This is a genomic window from Hyphomicrobium sp. (assembly GCF_035548195.1).
In the GTDB taxonomy this organism is placed as follows: domain Bacteria; phylum Pseudomonadota; class Alphaproteobacteria; order Rhizobiales; family Hyphomicrobiaceae; genus Hyphomicrobium_B.
In genome coordinates this window covers 218,046-237,666 of the sequence record NZ_DASZTY010000022.1, presented here as the reverse complement: position 1 = coordinate 237,666, position 19,621 = coordinate 218,046, and the positions used below count along the sequence as shown (strand labels likewise).

At 59.3% G+C, this 19,621-nt stretch carries 19 protein-coding genes and 1 other RNA gene; 11 read left to right on the top strand and 9 right to left on the bottom strand.

What is annotated here, in order from left to right; all coding sequences use genetic code 11:
• Window positions 1–58: 58 nt before the first annotated feature.
• Window positions 59–283 (bottom strand): 50S ribosomal protein L31, encoded by a 225-nt coding sequence (gene rpmE, locus VHB22_RS08270; RefSeq protein WP_013216411.1) that lies wholly within the window; start codon window positions 281–283, stop codon window positions 59–61.
• A gap of 268 nt (window positions 284–551) precedes the next feature.
• Between rpmE and VHB22_RS08265 the strand changes: the two genes are divergently transcribed.
• Complete coding sequence (locus VHB22_RS08265) at window positions 552–2,369, top strand: ABC transporter transmembrane domain-containing protein (protein WP_325456482.1); 1,818 nt, start codon at window positions 552–554, stop codon at window positions 2,367–2,369.
• A 403-nt stretch (window positions 2,370–2,772) separates the two neighbouring features.
• Here VHB22_RS08265 and VHB22_RS08260 read toward each other — a convergent pair whose 3' ends face one another.
• From VHB22_RS08260 to VHB22_RS08240, 5 genes are all read right to left on the bottom strand, one after another.
• Window positions 2,773–3,801 carry a peptidoglycan -binding protein gene (locus VHB22_RS08260; protein ID WP_325456481.1) on the bottom strand — a complete coding sequence of 343 codons (1,029 nt, stop codon included), beginning with the start codon at window positions 3,799–3,801 and terminating at the stop codon, window positions 2,773–2,775.
• Window positions 3,802–3,804: 3 nt separating this feature from the next.
• On the bottom strand, window positions 3,805–4,869 hold the full coding sequence (locus tag VHB22_RS08255; protein WP_325456480.1) for a flagellar motor protein MotA: 1,065 nt from the start codon (window positions 4,867–4,869) through the stop codon (window positions 3,805–3,807).
• 114 nt (window positions 4,870–4,983) lie between these two features.
• Complete coding sequence (locus VHB22_RS08250) at window positions 4,984–5,778, bottom strand: inositol monophosphatase family protein (protein ID WP_325456479.1); 795 nt, start codon at window positions 5,776–5,778, stop codon at window positions 4,984–4,986.
• Window positions 5,779–5,883: 105 nt separating this feature from the next.
• Window positions 5,884–6,756 carry an SEL1-like repeat protein gene (locus VHB22_RS08245; RefSeq protein ID WP_325456478.1) on the bottom strand — a complete coding sequence of 291 codons (873 nt, stop codon included), beginning with the start codon at window positions 6,754–6,756 and terminating at the stop codon, window positions 5,884–5,886.
• Between the two features lie 206 nt (window positions 6,757–6,962).
• Complete coding sequence (locus VHB22_RS08240) at window positions 6,963–7,610, bottom strand: thiamine phosphate synthase (RefSeq protein ID WP_325456477.1); 648 nt, start codon at window positions 7,608–7,610, stop codon at window positions 6,963–6,965.
• 280 nt (window positions 7,611–7,890) lie between these two features.
• On the opposite strand from VHB22_RS08240, the gene VHB22_RS08235 reads away from it, so the two are divergent.
• Window positions 7,891–10,263, top strand: coding sequence for a L,D-transpeptidase family protein (locus VHB22_RS08235; protein WP_325456476.1), 2,373 nt, complete (start codon window positions 7,891–7,893; stop codon window positions 10,261–10,263).
• Between the two features lie 99 nt (window positions 10,264–10,362).
• On the opposite strand, the gene VHB22_RS08230 is transcribed toward VHB22_RS08235, so the two are convergent.
• The gene (locus VHB22_RS08230) at window positions 10,363–11,397 is read right to left on the bottom strand and encodes a class I fructose-bisphosphate aldolase (RefSeq protein ID WP_325456475.1); all 1,035 of its coding nucleotides are present in this window, start codon (window positions 11,395–11,397) and stop codon (window positions 10,363–10,365) included.
• Window positions 11,398–11,480: 83 nt separating this feature from the next.
• The gene (gap, locus tag VHB22_RS08225) at window positions 11,481–12,488 is read right to left on the bottom strand and encodes a type I glyceraldehyde-3-phosphate dehydrogenase (RefSeq protein ID WP_325456474.1); all 1,008 of its coding nucleotides are present in this window, start codon (window positions 12,486–12,488) and stop codon (window positions 11,481–11,483) included.
• Window positions 12,489–12,777: 289 nt separating this feature from the next.
• Between gap and VHB22_RS08220 the strand changes: the two genes are divergently transcribed.
• The 6 genes from VHB22_RS08220 to VHB22_RS08195 all read left to right on the top strand — a co-directional run bounded on the left by VHB22_RS08220 (window position 12,778) and on the right by VHB22_RS08195 (window position 15,861).
• Window positions 12,778–12,999, top strand: coding sequence for a hypothetical protein (locus VHB22_RS08220; RefSeq protein ID WP_325456473.1), 222 nt, complete (start codon window positions 12,778–12,780; stop codon window positions 12,997–12,999).
• Window positions 13,000–13,014: 15 nt separating this feature from the next.
• Window positions 13,015–13,320 carry a cell division protein ZapA gene (locus tag VHB22_RS08215; protein ID WP_325456472.1) on the top strand — a complete coding sequence of 102 codons (306 nt, stop codon included), beginning with the start codon at window positions 13,015–13,017 and terminating at the stop codon, window positions 13,318–13,320.
• Between the two features lie 105 nt (window positions 13,321–13,425).
• Window positions 13,426–13,586, top strand: a non-coding RNA gene (gene ssrS, locus VHB22_RS08210) — 6S RNA.
• An 18-nt stretch (window positions 13,587–13,604) separates the two neighbouring features.
• Window positions 13,605–14,195 carry a 5-formyltetrahydrofolate cyclo-ligase gene (locus tag VHB22_RS08205; RefSeq protein ID WP_325456471.1) on the top strand — a complete coding sequence of 197 codons (591 nt, stop codon included), beginning with the start codon at window positions 13,605–13,607 and terminating at the stop codon, window positions 14,193–14,195.
• A gap of 12 nt (window positions 14,196–14,207) precedes the next feature.
• Window positions 14,208–15,023 carry a TIGR00282 family metallophosphoesterase gene (locus tag VHB22_RS08200; RefSeq protein ID WP_325456470.1) on the top strand — a complete coding sequence of 272 codons (816 nt, stop codon included), beginning with the start codon at window positions 14,208–14,210 and terminating at the stop codon, window positions 15,021–15,023.
• 88 nt (window positions 15,024–15,111) lie between these two features.
• The gene (locus tag VHB22_RS08195; protein WP_325456469.1) at window positions 15,112–15,861 is read left to right on the top strand and encodes a YebC/PmpR family DNA-binding transcriptional regulator; all 750 of its coding nucleotides are present in this window, start codon (window positions 15,112–15,114) and stop codon (window positions 15,859–15,861) included.
• Between the two features lie 23 nt (window positions 15,862–15,884).
• Here VHB22_RS08195 and VHB22_RS08190 read toward each other — a convergent pair whose 3' ends face one another.
• Window positions 15,885–16,187 carry a hypothetical protein gene (locus VHB22_RS08190; RefSeq protein WP_325456468.1) on the bottom strand — a complete coding sequence of 101 codons (303 nt, stop codon included), beginning with the start codon at window positions 16,185–16,187 and terminating at the stop codon, window positions 15,885–15,887.
• Window positions 16,188–16,363: 176 nt separating this feature from the next.
• Here VHB22_RS08190 and VHB22_RS08185 point away from each other — a divergent pair, with 176 nt between their 5' ends.
• Genes VHB22_RS08185 through ruvA form a run of 3 tightly spaced genes read left to right on the top strand, consistent with a single transcriptional unit; the run spans window position 16,364 to window position 19,601 of the window.
• Window positions 16,364–18,466, top strand: coding sequence for a hypothetical protein (locus tag VHB22_RS08185; RefSeq protein WP_325456467.1), 2,103 nt, complete (start codon window positions 16,364–16,366; stop codon window positions 18,464–18,466).
• Window positions 18,463–18,990, top strand: a complete 528-nt coding sequence (gene ruvC / locus VHB22_RS08180; protein WP_325456466.1) for a crossover junction endodeoxyribonuclease RuvC — start codon at window positions 18,463–18,465, stop codon at window positions 18,988–18,990. The genes VHB22_RS08185 and ruvC overlap by 4 nt, the downstream gene beginning before the upstream one ends.
• On the top strand, window positions 18,987–19,601 hold the full coding sequence (gene ruvA, locus VHB22_RS08175; RefSeq protein WP_325456465.1) for a Holliday junction branch migration protein RuvA: 615 nt from the start codon (window positions 18,987–18,989) through the stop codon (window positions 19,599–19,601). Before ruvC ends, ruvA begins: the two co-directional genes overlap by 4 nt.
• Window positions 19,602–19,621 lie beyond the last annotated feature (20 nt).

Genomic DNA, 19,621 nt, shown 5'->3' with positions numbered 1-19,621 from the left:
CCGGTTTTCGACCGGGCCTTCTTTATTTCTGAAATATAATGTCGACCCGTTGCCGTGATCAGAACATGCCTTCGAACTTCTTCTTGAAACGAGACAGGCGTCCGCCGCGGTCCATCAACTTCTGATCGCCGCCGGTCCAAGCCGGATGCGTATTCGGATCGATGTCGAGGGTCAGCGTGTCACCCTCCTTGCCGTACGTCGAATAGGTGGTGAATTCCGACCCATCGGTCATCACGACTTTGATCTGATGATAATCGGGGTGCAGATCGGCGTCTTTCTTCATGGCTTAAGTCCGTCTGGAAAATACGTTGCTGGCGGCGAAGCTCATGTGAAGCTCCGGCCCTTTAGGTTGCAAAGGGACTGAATTGGCCGGTTGTGTACCCGGAAAGAGTGCGGGGCACAAGGCCGGAAAGTCGCACTCCGTACGATCACGGAGGCGCGCGGCAGCGTCCCATTGTCTCTTGAGCCAGGGCTTAGGCTCAGGCATGGTCCCGACCGGCTTTAAGGGTCGAAACACCTTTGTTTCCCCGAGCGTTGGATCAGAAAAGCCGATGAGCAGAAGAAGCAGACGTGAAAGCCGCGGGCGGGAAACGCCAACGGAGGATGGTGCGCGGCAGCGGGTTTCCCTCAGACCTTTGCTGGCGTTGAAACCTTTGATCATGGCGCACAAAGGGGCGCTATGGGGGGCGATTATAGCCCTCGTGGTTTCTGCGCTGGCCATGCTTTCGGTGCCGTTGGCCGTCCGCCGCATGATCGACAAAGGCTTCGGTGCGAACGACGCCGCCCTGATCAACAATTACTTTCTGACGCTGATTGGCATCGGCTTGTTGATCGCGATCGCCAGCCCTGCCCGCTACTACTTCGTGAATTGGATCGGCGAGCGCGTCGTCGCCGACCTTAGAACGAAGGTCTTCGCGCAGCTTGCAAAGCTTGGACCCGCATATTTCGATCGCAACCATTCCGGCGAGATGATGAGCCGGTTGACGGCCGACACGACGCAGATCAAAGCCGTTACGGGCTCCTCGTTGAGCCAGGCCGCCCGCAATTTCATCATGCTCATCGGCGCGCTGATCATGATGTTTGTCACGAGCGCCAAGTTGTCGCTTCTCGTCTTTATCGCAATTCCCGTCATCGTGCTGCCGCTTGTCGGCTTCGGCCGCATCGTCCGTCGCTTGTCGCGAACCGCGCAGGATACACTTGGCGACGCCTCAGCCTACGCCGCCGAGAACCTCGCGGCGCATCGCACGATGCAAGCCTACGTTAATGAGGCAACGGTTTCGGAGCGCTTCGGCCGCGCCGTCGAAAAAGCTTTCGATGCGGCCAGACAACGGATGCGCGCCCGCGCGGCATTGACGGGCATTGCAATCTTCCTGACGGTTGCGAGCATCACGGCGGTTCTCTGGTACGGGGCCTCCGCTGTCATCGTGGGCAAAATGACGGGCGGCCACCTCGGCCAGTTCGTGCTCTATGCGCTGTTTGCGGCCGGAGCACTTGCGGAGTTGTCCGAAGTCTGGGGCGAGATCACGCAAGCCGCCGGCGCTGCTGAACGCCTCACAGAGATGATGGCAACGATCCCCGATATCCGCTCGCCAGAAAATCCGGTTCCGCTGCCAAAGCCGCCTCTCGGCACAGTCGCCTTTGAGAACGTCTCTTTTTCCTATCCCACGCGCACCGACGAGCAGTCGCTCCACGATGTATCGTTTCGCGTCAGCTCCGGAGAAACGATCGCGCTTGTCGGACCCTCGGGAGCAGGCAAGACGACGATTTTCAACTTGCTCCTGCGCTTCTACGATCCGAAATCAGGCGTCATTCGGGTCGATGGCGTCAACGTCGCCGATGCCGACCTCTCGGAATTGCGCCGCCACCTCGCGATTGTGCCTCAGGACGTGGCGCTGTTCGCCGACACGATTGCGGAGAACATTCGTTACGGCACGCCTGGAGCGACGATGTCGGAAATCCGTGAAGCTGCGATTGCTGCCCAGGCCGACGAGTTCATCCGCGCTCTGCCGAACCAGTATAATTGTAAGCTTGGAGAACGTGGGACATCCTTATCGGGTGGTCAGCGTCAGCGCATAGCGATCGCTCGCGCCATTCTCAAGAACGCACCGATCCTGTTGCTCGACGAGGCAACAAGCGCGCTGGATGCCGAAAGTGAGGGCGCCGTTCAGCGCGCGCTCGATGGTCTCGTCTCGGGTCGCACGACGCTCGTCATCGCGCATCGCCTCGCGACCGTGCAAAAGGCCGACCGGATCCTTGTCATGGAAAAAGGTCGGATCGTCGAGTCCGGCACGCACGCCGAGCTGGTCCGCCGTGGCGGCATCTACGCGCGTCTTGCCGAGCTTCAGTTCGGCCGGGAAGCCGCGGAATAAGTTCGACGTCGTCCACCTGTCGTCATCACGCGGATTCCGTCACCACTTTCGTCGCCCCGACGCAGGTCGATGTCCAGGCCTGTCGGCTAAACAACGACTTGTCGAGACTTGGCTGGAGGATCCCGGCCTTCGCCAGGATGACGGTTAAATCAAATGCTCGGAGACTATGCCTTCCCACGGCAGGAGCCGATGCGTCAGCCAACGTCTTAACCGGGCGTTAATGTCCGTGTGCTGATCTATCGTGCCATGAAAGGCCTGACTGCCATCGTCATAGTCTTCGCCGTCATGGCGTATGATGTTTCGTACAATGGCGGAGCGCTGTTGTACGGCATCGAATCGATCCTGGGTCTGCGTTAGCCGCTCCGAGCCCCGGCCTCCACTCAAAATCGCAGTCTACCTCACGCTACCGATTGGTGAGCTTCAACTCGATGCGCCGGTTCTTCTGGTAGGCTTCTTCCGTGTGGCCAGGATCGACCGGCTGGAACTCTCCATAGCCGGCCGCTACTAGTCGGTCGGGCGGCACGCCTTTCGACACGAGATATTTCACGACCGCGGAGGCGCGTGCCGTCGACAGCTCCCAGTTTGACGGAAATTGCGGATTCGAGATCGGACGCGCGTCCGTGTGTCCGTTGATCTGCAACGCCCAGTCGATGTCTTTCGGAATTTCCTTTTGAAGTTCGAGGATCGCTTCCGCGATCTGATCCATCGCCGCCATGCCCTCCGGCGTCAACGTCGCAGACCCCGACGGAAACAGAACTTCCGACTCGAACAGGAAGCGGTCGCCAACGACTCGAATGTCTTTCCGGTTCTTCAAAAGCTCGCGCAGTCGGCCGAAGAAATCGGAACGGTATCGCTTCAGCTCTTGCACTTGTTGTGCCAGCGCCGCGTTAAGGCGGGCGCCGAGATCCTTGATCGTCTTTTCGCTCTCGACGCCCTTCTTTTCGGAGGCATCGAGCGCATCGTTGAGCGCAGCGATCTGCCGGCGCAAAGCAATCAGTTGCTGATTTAAAAGATCGACCTTGGACAGCGCCTCGCTGGAAATGTTCTTTTGCGACGCCAACTCGGCGCTGAGACTGGCAACTTTCCCCTCCGCTGTTTTCGCGCGTTCGTCCGCCCCGAGCCCCGCACCGGAAAGTTTTTCGTTTTCCGCTTTAAGGCTCGCAAGAGAAGCCTGAAGCGCCGCCAACTCGTCCTGGGAAGACTGCGACTTGCTCTTCTCAAGAGATAGCATCGACGTCAGCTCGCTGATCTGCCGTGTCAGCCGTTTGAGCGCGGAATCCTTTCCCGACACTTCCTCCGCGGAAAAGTATTGCGCGATCATGAAAATCGACATGAGCAGCGTAACGACAAGCAGCAGGGTCGAAAGCACGTCGACATAAGCGGGCCAGAATTCGCCGTATTCGCCACCGCGACGGGATCGTCCGCGCGCCATCCCTCAGCCTCCGCGCTTCATTGCGTCGGCAAGGCTCTTTAGCATCGTGGCTACTTCCGCCTGCTGTTGCGCCTGTTCGTCCACCCATTCGCGAACGACCTTCTGTTCCGAGCGCATCTGCGTAACGAGCTGATTGACGCCGCGGGCAAGATCGCGGACCTCTTCCTGCGATTTTTCCGACTGCTGCGTCAGCATCCGAGGGGGCACGACCGGTTGTTCGCCGAGACGTGCGGTGAAATCCTCAAGCGCGCGCTGCATGTCCGTGACCGCGCCGAGAAGCTGGCGGTTCACGTAATCGCTTGATGACGTTGAGAGCCCGCCCGGTGTCAGTTCGGTGATGCCGGATAGCCATTCCTCAAGCTCGTTATAGAAGCGGTTGTGGGCGTGGCTCGCCTGCAGTTCAAGAAAGCCGAGAATAAGGGACCCCGAAAGACCGAGCAGCGACGACGAAAACGCCGTGCCCATACCTTTCAGCGGAGCCGCGAGGCCAGCCTTCAAATCGCTGAAGAGCTGAACGTTGTCCGACGCTTTCGTGTCGAGCGTATCGATGGCATGCCCGACCGACTGAATGGTTTCAAGCAAGCCCCAAAACGTGCCGAGCAGGCCGAGAAAAACGAGCAGTCCGACCAAATAGCGGCCGGTGTCGCGCGCTTCATCCAAACGCGAGCCGATGGAATCCATGAAAGAACGCATTGCCGCCGTCGAGAGCGAAATCGTTCCGGTCCGGTCCCGCAGCATCGTCGCCATCGGCGCGAGCAGCACCGGCTTCGCACTGATGGAAAGTCCGGGATCGGCAATGCGGAAGGCGTTGACCCAGCGGATTTCGGGATAGAGGCGCATGACCTGGCGATAGGCATAGATAATGCCGAGCAGAAGCGTGCCGACGATCAGCCCATTAAGACCAGGATTGTTCAAAAACGAGCGCTTCAGCTGATCGAAGAGGATCGCTGCCAAGAAGGCGACGAGCGTCAGAAATATGGTCATACGCAGCAAAAAGACACCCGGTGGTGTCAGGCGGCGAGAAACCGGTGCGAGTGCCGCGGCATCGCCCGGGCGAATCTTGGCCATTGATAGTCTCCGGAACGTCCCCGCGCTCTAAGATCGTGACCTTAGCGCATGCCTCTCCCATCGAAAACGGGCAACATCATGCTGAAGCGCGCTTTCGAAGGGAAGCGGAACTCGTCACGGCTTATCGAAGAGGATTGCCCCGAAGGCCCTGTGAAGGGTCGTGTTGGCGGCTAGAATATCGCCGTTCTCCATGAATTTATCCTGGCCCTTGAGATCGCTGACAGAGCCGCCCGCCTCTCGCACGAGGACGATGCCTGCCGCGAGATCCCATGGCTTCAGCCCGTGCTCCCAGTATGCGTCGAAGCGGCCGGCAGCAACGAATGCCAGATCGAGCGCGGCCGACCCCGAGCGGCGGATGCCCGCAACTTCCTGCATCAGGGTTCCCATTTCCTTCAGGAAACGAGGATGATTGGCACGTCCGCGGTGTGGAATTCCGGTCGTCACCAGAGCGTCTGCGAGCGTCTTGCGCGCCGCGACGCGCAGGCGGCGGTCGTTCATATATGCGCCCTTGCCCTTCTCCGCCGTGAAAAGCTCGTCGCTCGCCGGGTTATAAATGACGCCTGCAATCAATTGGCCTTCGCGTTCCAATCCGATCGAAATGGCGAACAGCGGATTGGAATGAAGAAAGTTTGTCGTGCCGTCGAGCGGGTCGACGATCCAGCGGTGTGTCTTGTCGGCACCTGCAACTTCCCCACGCTCTTCCATCAAGAATCCGTAACCGGGACGGGCTTTTGAAAGTTCGCGAAAGATGATCTCTTCAGCCCTGTGATCGGCTGCGGAGACGAAGTTTGCAGGCCCCTTGATCGAAACCTGCAACTGTTCGACCTCGCCGAAATCCCGAACGAGACTGCGTCCGGCCTTGCGGGCGGCCGCGATCATGACATTAAGGGTGGGTGAGACGTTGGCCATGAGGTTGGGAGTCCGGACGAAACGGGATGTGCCGAGCAGCGGGCTCTAGCCGCTCTGGGGACAACTAGCAAGGATGGCACGGCGACTTAAGGCGCCACGCGGTCGCTAGGGCGCCTCTCCGACCCGGATTCGATCCGCCCACGCGGAAGCTTCTGTTTCGGCTTTCAGACGCTCGGCTTTCGGCAGTTTGGCAACCATGTCATCGAGCGTTTTGTCCTTGAAACCGTGCTTTTTTGCGATCAGGCGCCATTTCGCGGCTTCGACAGGGTCTTTTTTGACTTTGATCCCGTCGAGATAAAGATACGCCATCCGATTTTGCGCGCCGGGAATGCCCTTATCCGCCGCCTCCCGCATCAGCATCGGAATTTTCACTTCGTCCTTGGTCAGTCCAAACCCCTGCAGCAAACGCACAGCGTAATCATATTGGGCGGTGGGAAGCCCCTGTTCAGCGGCGCGCGACAGCCATTTCGCCGCTTCGAGCGCGTCAGGGTTGGTCCCCGTTCCAGTCTGATAGAGTTCGGCAAGATCGTATTGCGCCTGCGCCAAACCTTTCTGCGCGGCATATTGGATATGCTGAAACGCGCGTATGGGGTTTTGCGGTTTGCCGTCGCCTTTGAGGAACAGAATGCCAAGGTTGTAATTGGCTTCCGCGTGTCCGGTGAGTGCGGCCTTTTCGAACAATTCCGCCGCAAGCTTGCGGTCTTTTTTAACGCCGCGCCCTTCCGCCAAAGCCAAACCGGCCGAGAACGTTCCCTGTATGTCGCCCAGCTCGGCAGCCTTGGCATAGTTCGCATAGGCCTTGCTGTCGTCTTTCGGGACGCCGAGCCCTTCGCCGTAAATGCGGCCCATCAGTGTATAAGCCTGCGGCTCACCTTTCTTGGCCGCTTCCCCTGCGAGCTTTAATGCCGTCAGGTATTCACCCTGGTCGAACGCCAGATAGGCGGCATTGTCGCCGGTCGCCGGAACCATGGTCGGCATCGACTTTTGTACCCCGGACGATGACGTAGCGTTTGGCGGCGTCGGTCGCGGAGCGGGGGCGGGAGTTGATTGAGAGGGAGTAGATTTGGGTACCGATGTCTCTCGGGAAAACCACGAGCTGCTTTCCGCAGCCTCTGCCGAGGAGAAAGCCCCCACCGAAAGTGCGAGGACGATAGGAAGCGCAAGCAACTTAAGCGGAACGCGCCTCACTTCACGCCCTCATGCACCGATAGAGCTTCCGAAAAGATACGAATCCGTTGCGCGGCATCGCTCGGATTTTCGTCGCCTTTGGCCGTGACACCAATAAAATCGGCGCCCGCTACCGCGAGACGGTGAGCGTAATCGGCGTCGGAAACGTCGAGCGCCACGCAGGGAACCTCGAAAAGTTCGCTCCACCAGGAAACGAGGTCGAGTTGCCGCCCCATCGCACGCGCGCGATCCCCGACATGCGCAGGGATGCCGAATGCAACGTAATCGGCCCCCCCTTCGCCGATTTCCATTGCATCGTGACGTGTTCGTCCAGCGTCGGCGCCGACGATCAGGCTCGCATTGCCTCGCGCGGTCTTGAATTCCTTCACGACCTCGTCGCTCCATGGAATGTGAACGCCGTCGGCTCCGAGATCGCAGGCGCGCGCAGCATCGCCGAGTAAAAGGGCAGCAATACCTCTCTGCTGCGCTAATGTGATCAGGTCGCGCACGGCAACGTCGTTCCGCATATTTTTGTCTTCGCGAATCAGCATGCTGGCGACCGGCGCAGATTCGAGTGCTGCCGCCAGAACCATCCGCCAAGAGTCCGGCGTTCCCCCGGCAATCGCGAATTCCAAATAGAGATTGGTCCCGCTTGGCACGCGCATATCTCCGTCTCGCTAACCGCTCTTCGAAGCCGATTGCGGCAGAAACAAGAACGCTCTTGCTGCAGATGGCCTCACGTTACACTCACATAGGGCTTTCCGGGACACAGCGCTGTTTTTTCGCCGGATTTTTTCTCGGCAACGGTTTACCACGCTGAGTGAACGGGCCATGTTTTGCTTCGGCCCACGATTTTCGGCGTTTTTCCGCCACCATGAGGGCTCACCAACGGTCAGAGGGATTACTGACGTCGGCGCGCTTCTCGCCTTACGGAGCCATTTGGGAATGAAAAAGCTCTCCGCTCTCCGCGTTCTCAGTATCGGCGTTTTGACTGCCTGCTCGGCCGGGGGAGGCATCGCTCTTGCCGCCGAAGTCAGCGCTGAAACCTCTTCCAGCGGCGCAACGACAACCTATTTCCCGCCCTCAAACGATTCGGCGGCGACGGCTCCGACCCCTTCCGCAGCTGATTCGGACAAGGCAACGACCGACAGCGTCAACGCCGATAAGGAAGCGCAGGATAAAGCGGCTGCAGACAAGGCAGCGAGCGACAAGCAAACATCGGATAAGGCAACGGCTGACAAGGACGCAACCGACAAGGCAACGGCTGAAAAAGCAGCTACAGAGAAGACATCTGAACCTTCACCTTCCGACTCGCCGGCGTCAGCGGCGGCTGCAACTCCAGCGGCAGAGTCGCCTCCCGCTACCACGCCTTCGACGGCCGCGATTGCGCCGCCAGCTGCAACGCCACCTGCCGCAACTGAGAGTGCCGCTCAACCTGACGCCAAGCCCGAAACTCCGGCGCCCCCGCCCGCTGCAACAGCTGAGGCATCCGCGCCGATCCCCGTGAGCCCCATCGTCGAGGGCGCGCGCAAGAAACTTGCCGACAAAGGTCTTATCGGCAAAGACAATCTTGCGTCGGACGTTGCCGCCGCCGCCGACTTCTATAATGCTCACAAGGAACCGCTTTGGATTCAGCACGGGGCTTTCAATGAGAAGGCCAAGGCCGTCATTTCCGAGCTACAGAACGCCGACGACTGGGGACTCGAATCGTCCGACTTCATCATTCCGAAGCTCGGACAAGGCAGTGAAGCCGAAGGCGCTGCCGAAGCACAACTCACGCTCTCGGCTCTCAAATATGCACGCTTCGCGCGCGGTGGCCGCCTCGATCCCGTAGCCTTGAGCAATATTCTCGACATGAAGCCGCCGGTGAAAGACCCGAAGGTCGTCATGCGCGAGCTTGCCGAGGCGGCGCATCCCGGTGCTTTCCTGCGCGGGATGAACCCGCATCATGAAGGTTTCGAACGGCTGCGTCAGGCGCTTTTAAAGGCACGCGGCAAAGCTGAAGCAAAGGTCGAGGAAGAAGAAAAGATCGACCCCGCGGAGCTTGTGAAAATTCCCGCAGGTAGGCTCATTCGCCCAGGTGCTAAAAACTCCCAGGTCGCCCTGCTGCGCCAGCGATTGAAGGTTCCTGCCAGCGATCCCGCCGACGAGCAAGTCTACGACGATACGCTCGTTAGCGCCGTGCGCGATTACCAGCGCAACAATGGCTTACGACCCGACGGCATCGTCGGCAGTCGCGTGCGCGCCGCGCTTAATAGCGCGGGCAAACCTCCAAAGATCGACAACAATCGCAACATCGACCGGTTGATTGCGAATATGGAGCGCTGGCGTTGGCTGCCTGAAAATCTCGGTTCATTCTACGTGATGAACAATATTCCCGAGTTCGTCAGCGAGATCTATAAGGACAACCATCGTGTCCTCCGCCAGAAAATCGTCGTTGGCATGCCGGCATGGCCGACGCCCGTTCTGAAGGCTAGCATGCAATATGTCATCTTCCACCCGAGCTGGGGGATGCCGGATGGTATTAAAGCCAAAGAACTCGCGCCCCGCCTGCGGCAAGCGTCGAATTCCGGTTTCGATTTCTTCGACCAGCTCTTCGGCGGCGGTAGCGGCGGTAGCGGCGGCGCTCGCGTCATCAAAGCCTATAAGCTTCAAGTCTACTACAACGGTCATCAGATCGATCCGAATTCCGTCAACTGGAATACGGCAGACATCAGCCGGTACAGCTTCACGCAGCCGCCCGGAGCCGACAATCCGCTCGGCCTCGTGAAATTCCGCTTTCCCAACAAGCATGATGTCTACATGCATGACACACCGGAGAAGGGCGCGTTCTCACGAACGAACCGCGCTTTGAGTCACGGATGCATGCGTGTTGAAGAGCCGCGTAAAACTGCGGAAGTCATACTGCAGGAAGACAAAGGATATTCGCCGGAGAAAGTCGGCGAGCTTTGGAATAGCGGGGCCAGCGTCACCTTGAGCAAGCAGGTGCCGGTCTATCTCGTCTACTTCACTGCGCGAGTGGAAGACGACGGGCACCTCGCGACATTTGCGGATCTTTACGGCAACGACAATCGCGTGATGTCGGCGCTTCGGGGACACCCGGTGCGCTACAATGCGCCGGAAGCCATCGATCCGACAGAAGCCGATCAACCGGGCGCGTCGGGCGACTATGTCAGCGATGCCGGATCGGACGATTTGAACGACGATGGCCCGGCCATTCGCAGGAACCGCAGCGCGCGGGCAACAGCGAGCAGAGCCAAGTACAAGTCCCCGCCGAGCACGCTGCAGGACGCCCTGTCGAGCATCTTCCTGAATTAAAGGCTCTCGTTAAAGGCTCTCGTTCCGAAGAAGAGAGGATGGATAAATAAAAAGGGCGGCCATCGAGCCGCCCTTTTGTTTCATGCTGGAGAATCCGCGCTATGCCGCCTTCTCAAGCTTTTGATCCCATTTGCCGAGTGCGGCGAGGCCGTTCATCTTGGCGCGGTGCGTAAATGCGCGCTGACCGGCGGCGACATTCTCGGCCTTGCCGCCCCAGGCTTTGATCGCCGCGGCCTGTAAGGCGCGCCCGTAGGAGAACGTCAACGACCAAGGCAACGGCCCGGCTGCATTCATCAGCGAAAGGTGTTCGGTCGCGGCCTCGTCCGATTGCCCGCCGGAGAGGAAAGCAATTCCAGGCACCGCTGCAGGAACCGTCTCCTTCAGGCACTTGAGAGTCTTTTCGGCAACTTCAGCAGCACTCGCCTGCTTCGAGCATTTCTGACCCGCAATGATCATGTTCGGTTTAAGCACCATGCCTTCCAGGCTGACGCGCGCATCATAAAGCTCGCGGAATACCGTGCGAAGCGTCCATTCCGTCACACGATAGCAGGTGTCGATATCATGGGAAGCATGTGCGCCGTCCATCAGGACTTCCGGCTCGACGATGGGCACGATATTCGCTTCCTGCGCCAACGCGGCGTAACGGGCGAGAGCATGAGCATTTGCTTTGATGCAGTTCCACGTCGGGCAGCCATCCGCAATTGTGATGACGGCGCGCCACTTCGCGAACCGCGCGCCGAGCTTATAATATTCAGCGAAACGCTCGCGAAGGCCGTCGAGACCTTCAGTGATCGTCTCGATTTTAGCCGTTGGACCAGCAAGGGGCTTGGCGCCGAGATCGACCTTGATGCCGGGGATCGAGCCTGCCGCTTTCATGATATCGACGAGCGGCGTGCCGTCCTTAGCGTTCTGCCGGATCGTCTCGTCATAGAGAATGACGCCTGAGACGTAATTCTTCATGGCGTCGGTCGCGCGGAACAGCATCTCGCGATAATCACGGCGCGCGTCTTCGGTCGAAGTCAAATTGATCGTATCGAAGCGCTTTTTGATCGTGCTCGTGCTTTCGTCCGCGGCCAAGATGCCCTTGCCGGGCGTAACAAGAGCGCGGGCGATGTCTTCGAGTTTTTCGCTCATGATTTGCCTCCGAATGGCCGTTCGTACCCAGTCATACTAACGAAAACGGGCGCCGTTCAATGTGGCGCCCGCGGTATATTGCGTTATGCAAGCTTTCCCATCGCAACGCCCGTATCGGCCATGCGGTTCGAAAAGCCCCACTCATTATCGTACCACGACAACACGCGCACCAGTTTGCCGTCCAAGACCTTGGTTTGGTCAAGATGGAAGATGGACGACCGGCTATCGTGATTGAAGTCAATCGAGACATTCGGTTGGTCTGTAACCCCAAGGATGCCCTTGAGTTCCTGCGACGCTGCGCGCTGGATTGCGGCGTTGATCTCGTCTTTGGTGGTCTCGCGCTTCGCAACGAACTTGAAATCGACGACCGAGACATTCGGCGTCGGCACACGGATCGACGTGCCGTCGAGGCGGCCGTTGAGCTCAGGCAGTACCAGGCCGACGGCTTTCGCCGCGCCCGTGGACGTCGGGATCATCGACATCGCTGCTGCGCGGGCGCGGTAGAGATCCTTGTGCAACGTATCGAGTGTCGGCTGATCGCCGGTATAGGCGTGGATTGTCGTCATGAAGCCTTTGTCGATGCCGACGAAATCGTGCAGTACCTTCGCGACCGGCGCTAGGCAGTTGGTCGTACACGAAGCGTTCGACACGACCAGATGCTCTTTGGTGAGCTTATCGTGATTGACCCCGAAGACGACGGTCAGGTCGGCGCCTTCCGCGGGTGCGGATACGAGAACGCGCTTTGCGCCGGCATCGAGGTGCGCCTTCGCCTTCTCTTTCGCCGTGAAGATGCCGGTGCATTCGAGTGCAATATCAACGCCGAGAGCCTTATGCGGCAGCTCGGCGGGGTTCTTGATGGCTGTCACTTTCATCGGGCCGCGGCCGGCATCGATGGTATCGCCGGAAACTTTCACTTCCTGCGGAAAGCGACCGTGAACGCTGTCGAACCGTAAGAGATGCGCATTCGTCTCTACCGGACCGAGATCGTTGATGGCGACGACCTCGATATCCTTGCGTCCGCTTTCGATGATCGCACGCAGCACGTTGCGACCGATGCGGCCGAAACCGTTGATCGCCACCTTCACTGTCATTATCGGGAGTCCTCCGGATAAAAAACTGGACTTCGGCGCCAACGCACAGAAGTTTGCCGCCGGACCTTGCTTCGTTCTCGTAACAATTAAGGGGTCTTTAACGTGACGGAATGGGACTCTGTCAATGTGGCACGGGCCAGTGAGGAGTGTTCCGTCTTCAATTTTTCGCAGGAGGGTGCGGAAACACGCTGACGTTTATTGACGGCGTTTACGATACGCACGTAACGTACCGTCAGACTTTTGGTGATACGCGCGTCGATCGTGTCGCCCGAGAGGGCGTAGAGAGGCCATGACTGTACGCAACACCGCTAAGATCAAGCGGGCCGAGGATATGAAACCGGCTCGCAAGCCCGTCGTCGACAACGACATGCGGGCGGAAAATGTGCGGCTCAGAGCAGAGCTTGCGACCGCCCGGCAGCGTATAGCCGAGCTGGAACAGCGCACGGCGGACGCCCTGAACCGGATTGATTGGGCACTCGATTCGCTTCATAACCACAATCAAAGCGAATGAAGTGCGCGTCGTTCGGTGGGAGGACGGCTGCGCCGTCGGCAACAATTGGCTCACGTTGCGATCAACTTCAACGGGCGGAGCTTTCGGTTCTCCTGCGGTGAGAACGAGGTTCAACGGCTCGAAGAAATCGGCAAATATCTGACGGCCAAGCTTGAAGAGCTTGCGCGGGAGCATGGCAACGTCGGCGATGAGCGTCTGATGCTTATGGCTGCGCTGATGGTCACTGACGAGCTGTTTGATGCGCGCGCAGACATCGACGACCTTCTGGAGGGGAGCGCAGAAGAAGCTCAGGCCGTCGCGGCGCGTCGGCACAGCGCCTAGCCCGCTAAACCCTCCAGATTGTCTAAAATCAATCTGTTAACCCCCTACGTTTGCACATAACAAGCGGAAGGCCCTGGATTTTTCGGGCGCCGTCGCCTAATTGTTCCAATGCTGCGGGGCTCGTTAGGGACAATATGACCCGGGGGCCTATAAGATCCGCACGGGCGCTGTCCCTGACCGGAGCCGTGGCTTCGGATACACGGTGCCCACCTACGCTCGTAGGGACCACGCGGGTTCATGATCCCAACGGCCTTCGCGGCACTATTCCTACAAGGTTGCACAGGGTGACTGACGAAACGAAGCTCAACGAAAAGAAGAAAATGCGTGCGCAGGCACTTGAGCGGCGAAAGTCGGCATTCGACCGCCATGGCTGCGAGGCGAGCCGAAAAATTGCCGCCCACGGTCTCGATTTTCTCGCGACGACTCCCAGTGCGATCGTTTCAGGTTTCGCGGCGATCAACGACGAGATCAATCCAGCCCCTCTGATGACGTGGTTGCAGGCCGAAGGTTTCCGTCTGGCCCTGCCGGTAATGGAGGGGAAAGGCAAGCCATTGGTTATGCGGACGTGGACGCCGGGCGACGCGATGAAGACTGCTGCCTGGGGCATCGCCGAACCACTCGACGACAAGCCGGCAGTCGATCCGGACATCGTCCTCGTTCCACTCCTCGCCTTCGACGCGCGCGGCTACCGATTGGGGTACGGTGGTGGCTTCTACGACCGCACGCTGCAACGGTTAAGAAAATTGAAACCGGTTGTCGCCGTGGGTCTCGCCTACGACGAACTAAAGGTCGACGCAGTACCGGCTGAAAGTTATGACGAGCGATTGGATTGGGTTCTGACACCATCGGGCCCGGTGCACTGCCTCGATTCTTAATTCGGATGTTTGATGCGATTATTGTTTCTCGGCGATATTGTCGGTCGGCCGGGCCGAACGGTGGTTTGCAATGCGCTTCCCGGCTTGATCGCGCGCTATTCCATCGATTTCGTTGTCATTAACGGCGAGAACGCGGCCGGCGGATTCGGCATTACCGAAGCGATCCTCAATGATCTGATCGACGCAGGCGCCGATTGCGTCACGCTCGGCAACCATGCATTCGACCAGAAGGACACGCTCGTTTTCATCGAGCGTCACGACCGGTTGATCCGTCCTCTGAATTATCCCAAGGGCACCCCTGGCAAAGGAGCGACCTTGCTGAAGGCCAAGAACGGCGCGGACGTTCTTGTGATCAACGCCATGGGTCTCGTATTCATGCCGGATCTGGATTGCCCGTTCCGCGCCATCGATGCGGAATTGACGGCATGCACGTTGAAGCACGGCGCCGACGTCATCCTGATCGACTTTCATGCCGAAGCAACAAGCGAAAAGCAGGCCATGGGCCTTTTCCTCGACGGCCGAGCAAGCGTCGTTGTGGGCACGCACACTCATACTCCGACAGCCGACGCGCGGGTGCTCCCAAACGGTACCGCCTACATGACGGATGCGGGCATGTGCGGTGATTACAACTCGGTCTTGGGAATGGACCCCGAAGAACCGATCAATCGCTTTCTGAGCAAGATTGCCCGTAGCCGCTACGAGTCCGCAACCGGCACAGGCACGATTTCAGGCCTCCTTGTCGATATCGACGACGCGACTGGCCTCGCAGTGCGGGTCCAGTCCTTACGGCAAGGCCCCCACCTGGAGGCGGCCACGCCCGAAGGCTGACGCGGCGGCTGCAAGGCTTGACCGTGGCAGGCAGAGCCGCGAAAAGGAGCGGCAATCCGCAGAAACCGAACGTACGACGGACTGACCAATGGCCGGCCATTCGCAATTCAAGAACATCATGCACCGCAAGGGCAAGCAGGACGCAATGCGTGCCAAGCTCTTTGCGAAGCTCGCTCGTGAAATCACCGTCGCAGCCAAAGCTGGTACGCCCGACCCGGACATGAACCCGCGTCTTCGCCTCGCCATTCAGGAAGCGCGCGCCGAGAACATGCCCAAGGACAACATCGAGCGCGCGATAAAGAAGGCGCAGGGCGGCGATCTCGCGAATTATGAAGCCGTCCGCTATGAAGGCTATGCTCCCGGAGGCGTCGCCGTAATGGTCGAAGCGCTGACCGACAATCGCAACCGTACCGGCGGTGTCGTCCGAAGCGTTTTCACGAAGTACAACGGCAACCTCGGCGCCACTGGTTCCGTCAGCCACATGTTCAACCATATCGGCGAGATCATCTACAAACCCGAAACGGGCTCGGCGGAAGCCATACTGGAAGCCGCCATCGAGGCCGGCGCGGACGATGTTCAGTCCGATGATAATGGGCACGCCATCGTTTGCGGTTTCGAGTCGCTCGGCTCCGTTGCGGCGGCCTTGGAGAAATCGCTCGGCGAAGCACAAAGCGTAAAAGCGGTCTGGAAGCCGAACCTCACAACCCCGGTTGATGAGGACAATGCCCAGACCATCATGAAGATGCTTGCCGCGCTGGAGGATGACGACGACGTGCAGAATGTATACGCCAACTTCGAAATCTCGGACGAGGTGATGAAGAGACTGACCGCCGCCTGACACCTAGGCTGATACGGCGAAGGCTATCCTCCAACGTAGAATATCCCAAGGACAGTTGCCATCAGTCCGGCGATGATCAGCAGAAATCCGGCAATTCCAAAGAACTGCGCCATGGCCCTGCGGAAATAATGCCTGCCGAGAGGCTGCGCTGCAGCCCTGGGGGTATCACCGCCCTTAAAAAGCTTATTGACGGCGGATTCGCGCGTGGCAATTGCAATCCGCTCCCCGGCGTTATCCCGGCGCGCCCAGCGAAAGAGCAGGCCGCCAAAGATCAACAACAAAATGCCGGACGAGATCCAAAGCGGATGCCCAAAGGTCGGCTCCATTTCATCCCTCCAATGATCATCTGATGCGGGAATGCTTCGGCTCCGTCTCAAGGCCCACATTTAAGGCCGTTAACGTCGTCTGACGAGCCCTAGGTCGATCGAAGGCGTTTTGGCTCGCACCCCGTGGCGAAAACGCTTTATGATTGAAATGTGTACCGGTCGCGTGGGAGTCGGGCATGTCGGTGGAGGGACGAGTGGGGGGCAGCGGGCGAACACGCCTTGGGCTCGTTGTTGTCCATGGCGTCGGCGACACCGAACCCGGTTATTGTGTAAACGCCCTCCTCGATACGCTCGTTGCGACGCGTCCGGGCTATAGCGTCTTTCCGGCGAACGAATTCAATCGCGTCGCAGAGCCGGGTGTCGAAGATCCGGCGCCCGTCTTTCCGGTCATCCGCAGAGCCGCGCGCCATAAAAGCGGCGTTGACATCGAAGCGGTCGAAGTCCATTGGGCCGATCTTACGGCGATGGGACCGGGACGCCTCAATACGTTGCTCGGGCTCTTTCGCGTAATCTTTGAATCGCATCACCTCGTCGATGCCATGCTCGACCGAACACTTGGGCTGGTGGCAGTCATCGTGCGCGCGATTTTGTGGCTCGCTGCGTGGCTCTTGCGCGGACCAATCGCGGCGCTCACCGTCGCGACCTCGCTCATCTGCGCGATCTATCTTTATGAACCCAAATGGCTCGGCATCGATCGTATCGATGCGGGTGCGCAATTCATCATCGTGCAAACGCTCCTGTGCGGTGTTGCGATCTATCTCGGCTATCGCATCGTCAAGAGTCAGGACTTCTCCTGGTACGATGCTGCATCGTGGCTTGTGCTGACGAGCGCCGCGCTCGTCGTGCTGGCTGCGAACGGAGCGCTGATCCCGGCGACCGATCTGCTGCCTCCGCTGCAAGCACGTGGTCCTCAAATCGCAGCGGCGCACGGAAGCAGTTGTCTCTCAACCGATCCGCTAGCGGCATGTTACGTCAACGGCCTCTATCGTGTGATCATCTACGGCTGGCGCTTGTGGGGCGCCCTGATCCTGATCGCGACTTGTCTGCTATTGACCGCCGTCGGTCGTGCGCGGAAATTCGGGGATCCATCGCGGCTCGGTGCGCTCTCGACCAGCGTCGGCATTCTGATCATGCAGTTTCTACTCTGGACGACACTCGTTGTATCGATCATCTACACGATGTTGACGCGCGCAGAGACCGGCTCGTCGCTTCACGTTCTGAAAAACTCGGTACTCGACGCCGTGCACGACAAAAAGATCGCGCTCGATAACCCGATTGTCCAGTATCTGCAGGTCCCCGACCTGAAGCTCGAATGGATCGCGCGCTTCAAGTTCATTTACGCCGCAGCCGCGCTGACGGTCATAGCCTTCCTCGTAGGTGCCTGGCTGCTGATGCGGATCAGGCGGTATCGCGCGCGCAAAGGGCTCGACAATCTTGAGCAAACGGCGCGATCGCTGCCACGCCTTCTTTTTAATCCCTGGCTTGTCGCGCTGTTGATTTGTGCATTCGTGGTCGTAATCACGTTTGTATTTTTCCAGCCGGAAATGGAATCCAATCCCGCGTTCGTAACGTTCCGCAGCTTCGTCCTGCCGTTAGCGGCGCTGGCGGCACTTATCGTTCCGCTCTCTTTCGGAAAACGCGTGGCGAACATCATCCAGATCGCCCGCGACCTGATTGATCACAATTACCGTCCAAGCCTGGAAGCCGCGTTCCTTTTCGTTCCCACACGGTTTCGTCCGATTGCGGAACGGCCTCGTCGGGCGCGCATCCAGGAGCGCTTGAGCCTTGTCCTGAAGACCTTCATTCAGCATCAGGGCTACGACGGCGTCGTCTTCGTTGCCCATAGTCAAGGCGCAGTCATTGCCTACGACTATCTCCGAGACAACGGACCGGACTACGCCGAGCTCGGTGGAGCATCCCCCGCGCTCCTGACGTTCGGTTCGCCGCTTGGCACAATCTACCAGCGATATTTTCACGAATATGCGGTCTCGCGCGCCATCCCGCTCGGGATCGCCGCCCGCCTGAAGTGCTGGATCAACTTATACCGCGTCGACGATTACATCGGCGGTGCGATCACTGCGCCGCCGGGACTGCGGATCGACAATTACGTCATGGGGCTGGGCGGCCACACGAAATACTGGAGCGAACCCGACGTGGCGGAAGCGTTGGACGCCATCATGACGGGCAAGGTCGCCGACGCAACACGTCCGCCGCCATTGCCGCCGATGCTGACGCCGCCATCGGTCTCCTACGCGGTTCATGCTATGCGAAATGCATGACTGCACGAGCGATTCGCATTATCGGATTCGATCCCGGCCTTCGGCGCACGGGCTGGGGCGTCGTCGAAAGCGACGGTGTCCGCTTGATCTACGTCGCCTCGGGCGTCATCACGCCGCCGAAGGATGACGATCTTGCCTATCGCCTCTCGGCACTTTTTGAAGAAGTAACAACGGTCATCCAGAGCTTCAGCCCGTCCGAGGCGGCCGTTGAGGAAACCTTCGTCAACGAAAATCCGCGGTCGACACTGAAGCTTGGGCAAGCCCGTGGCGCTGTCCTTTTGGCGCCCGCGCGGCTCGGCTTGCGTGTCGCCGAATATACGCCAAACCTGATCAAGAAATCGGTCGTCGGCACAGGCCATGCCGAAAAGCAGCAGATCCAGGCAATGATTGCGTTCCTATTGCCGAAAGCGACGTTCGGATGCGCCGACGAAGCCGACGCGCTCGCGATTGCCATCACACACGCGCATCATCGCGCTAGCCGCCAAAGGCTCGCGGCGGTCTCGGCGAAAGTCGTCGGAACATGATCGGCAAGCTCAAAGGCAAGGTCGACGCCATCGGCGAGAGCTTCCTCATCGTCGATGTCCACGGTGTCGGCTACGAGGTTCAGGCGTCGTCGCGTACGCTACGCAATTTGAAACCGGGCGACGACGTCACCCTGACGATCGACACGCATGTGCGTGAAGACGCGATCCGCCTTTTCGGATTCCAAAGCGAATTCGAGCGTAGTTGGTTTCGCACGCTGCAGACTATTCAGGGCGTCGGCGCCAAGGTCGCGCTGAGCGTGCTCGGCATCCTAGGACCGCAAGATATTGCCAATGCCGTCGCCCTCGGCAATTGGGCGGCTGTCGAGGAAGCGCCCGGCGTCGGTAAGAAGCTGGCGCAGCGCATCGTCGCGGAACTGAAGGACAAAGCGCCTTCGCTGGCGGTCGCAGGAATTTCCGCGTCTGGAGGCACGGTTGCCACACCGATGCCGCCGGAAGGACTTGCGGCCGCAGAAGCAATCTCAGCCTTGGCCAACCTTGGTTATAACCCGGCGCAGGCAAACGCTGCCGTCGCAGTCGGATCGCGTGAGCTAGGTGCGTCGGCCGACACCGCCGCATTGATAAAGCGTGCGCTCAAAGAGCTGGCGCGATAAGGCGAAGCCGATGCGCACTG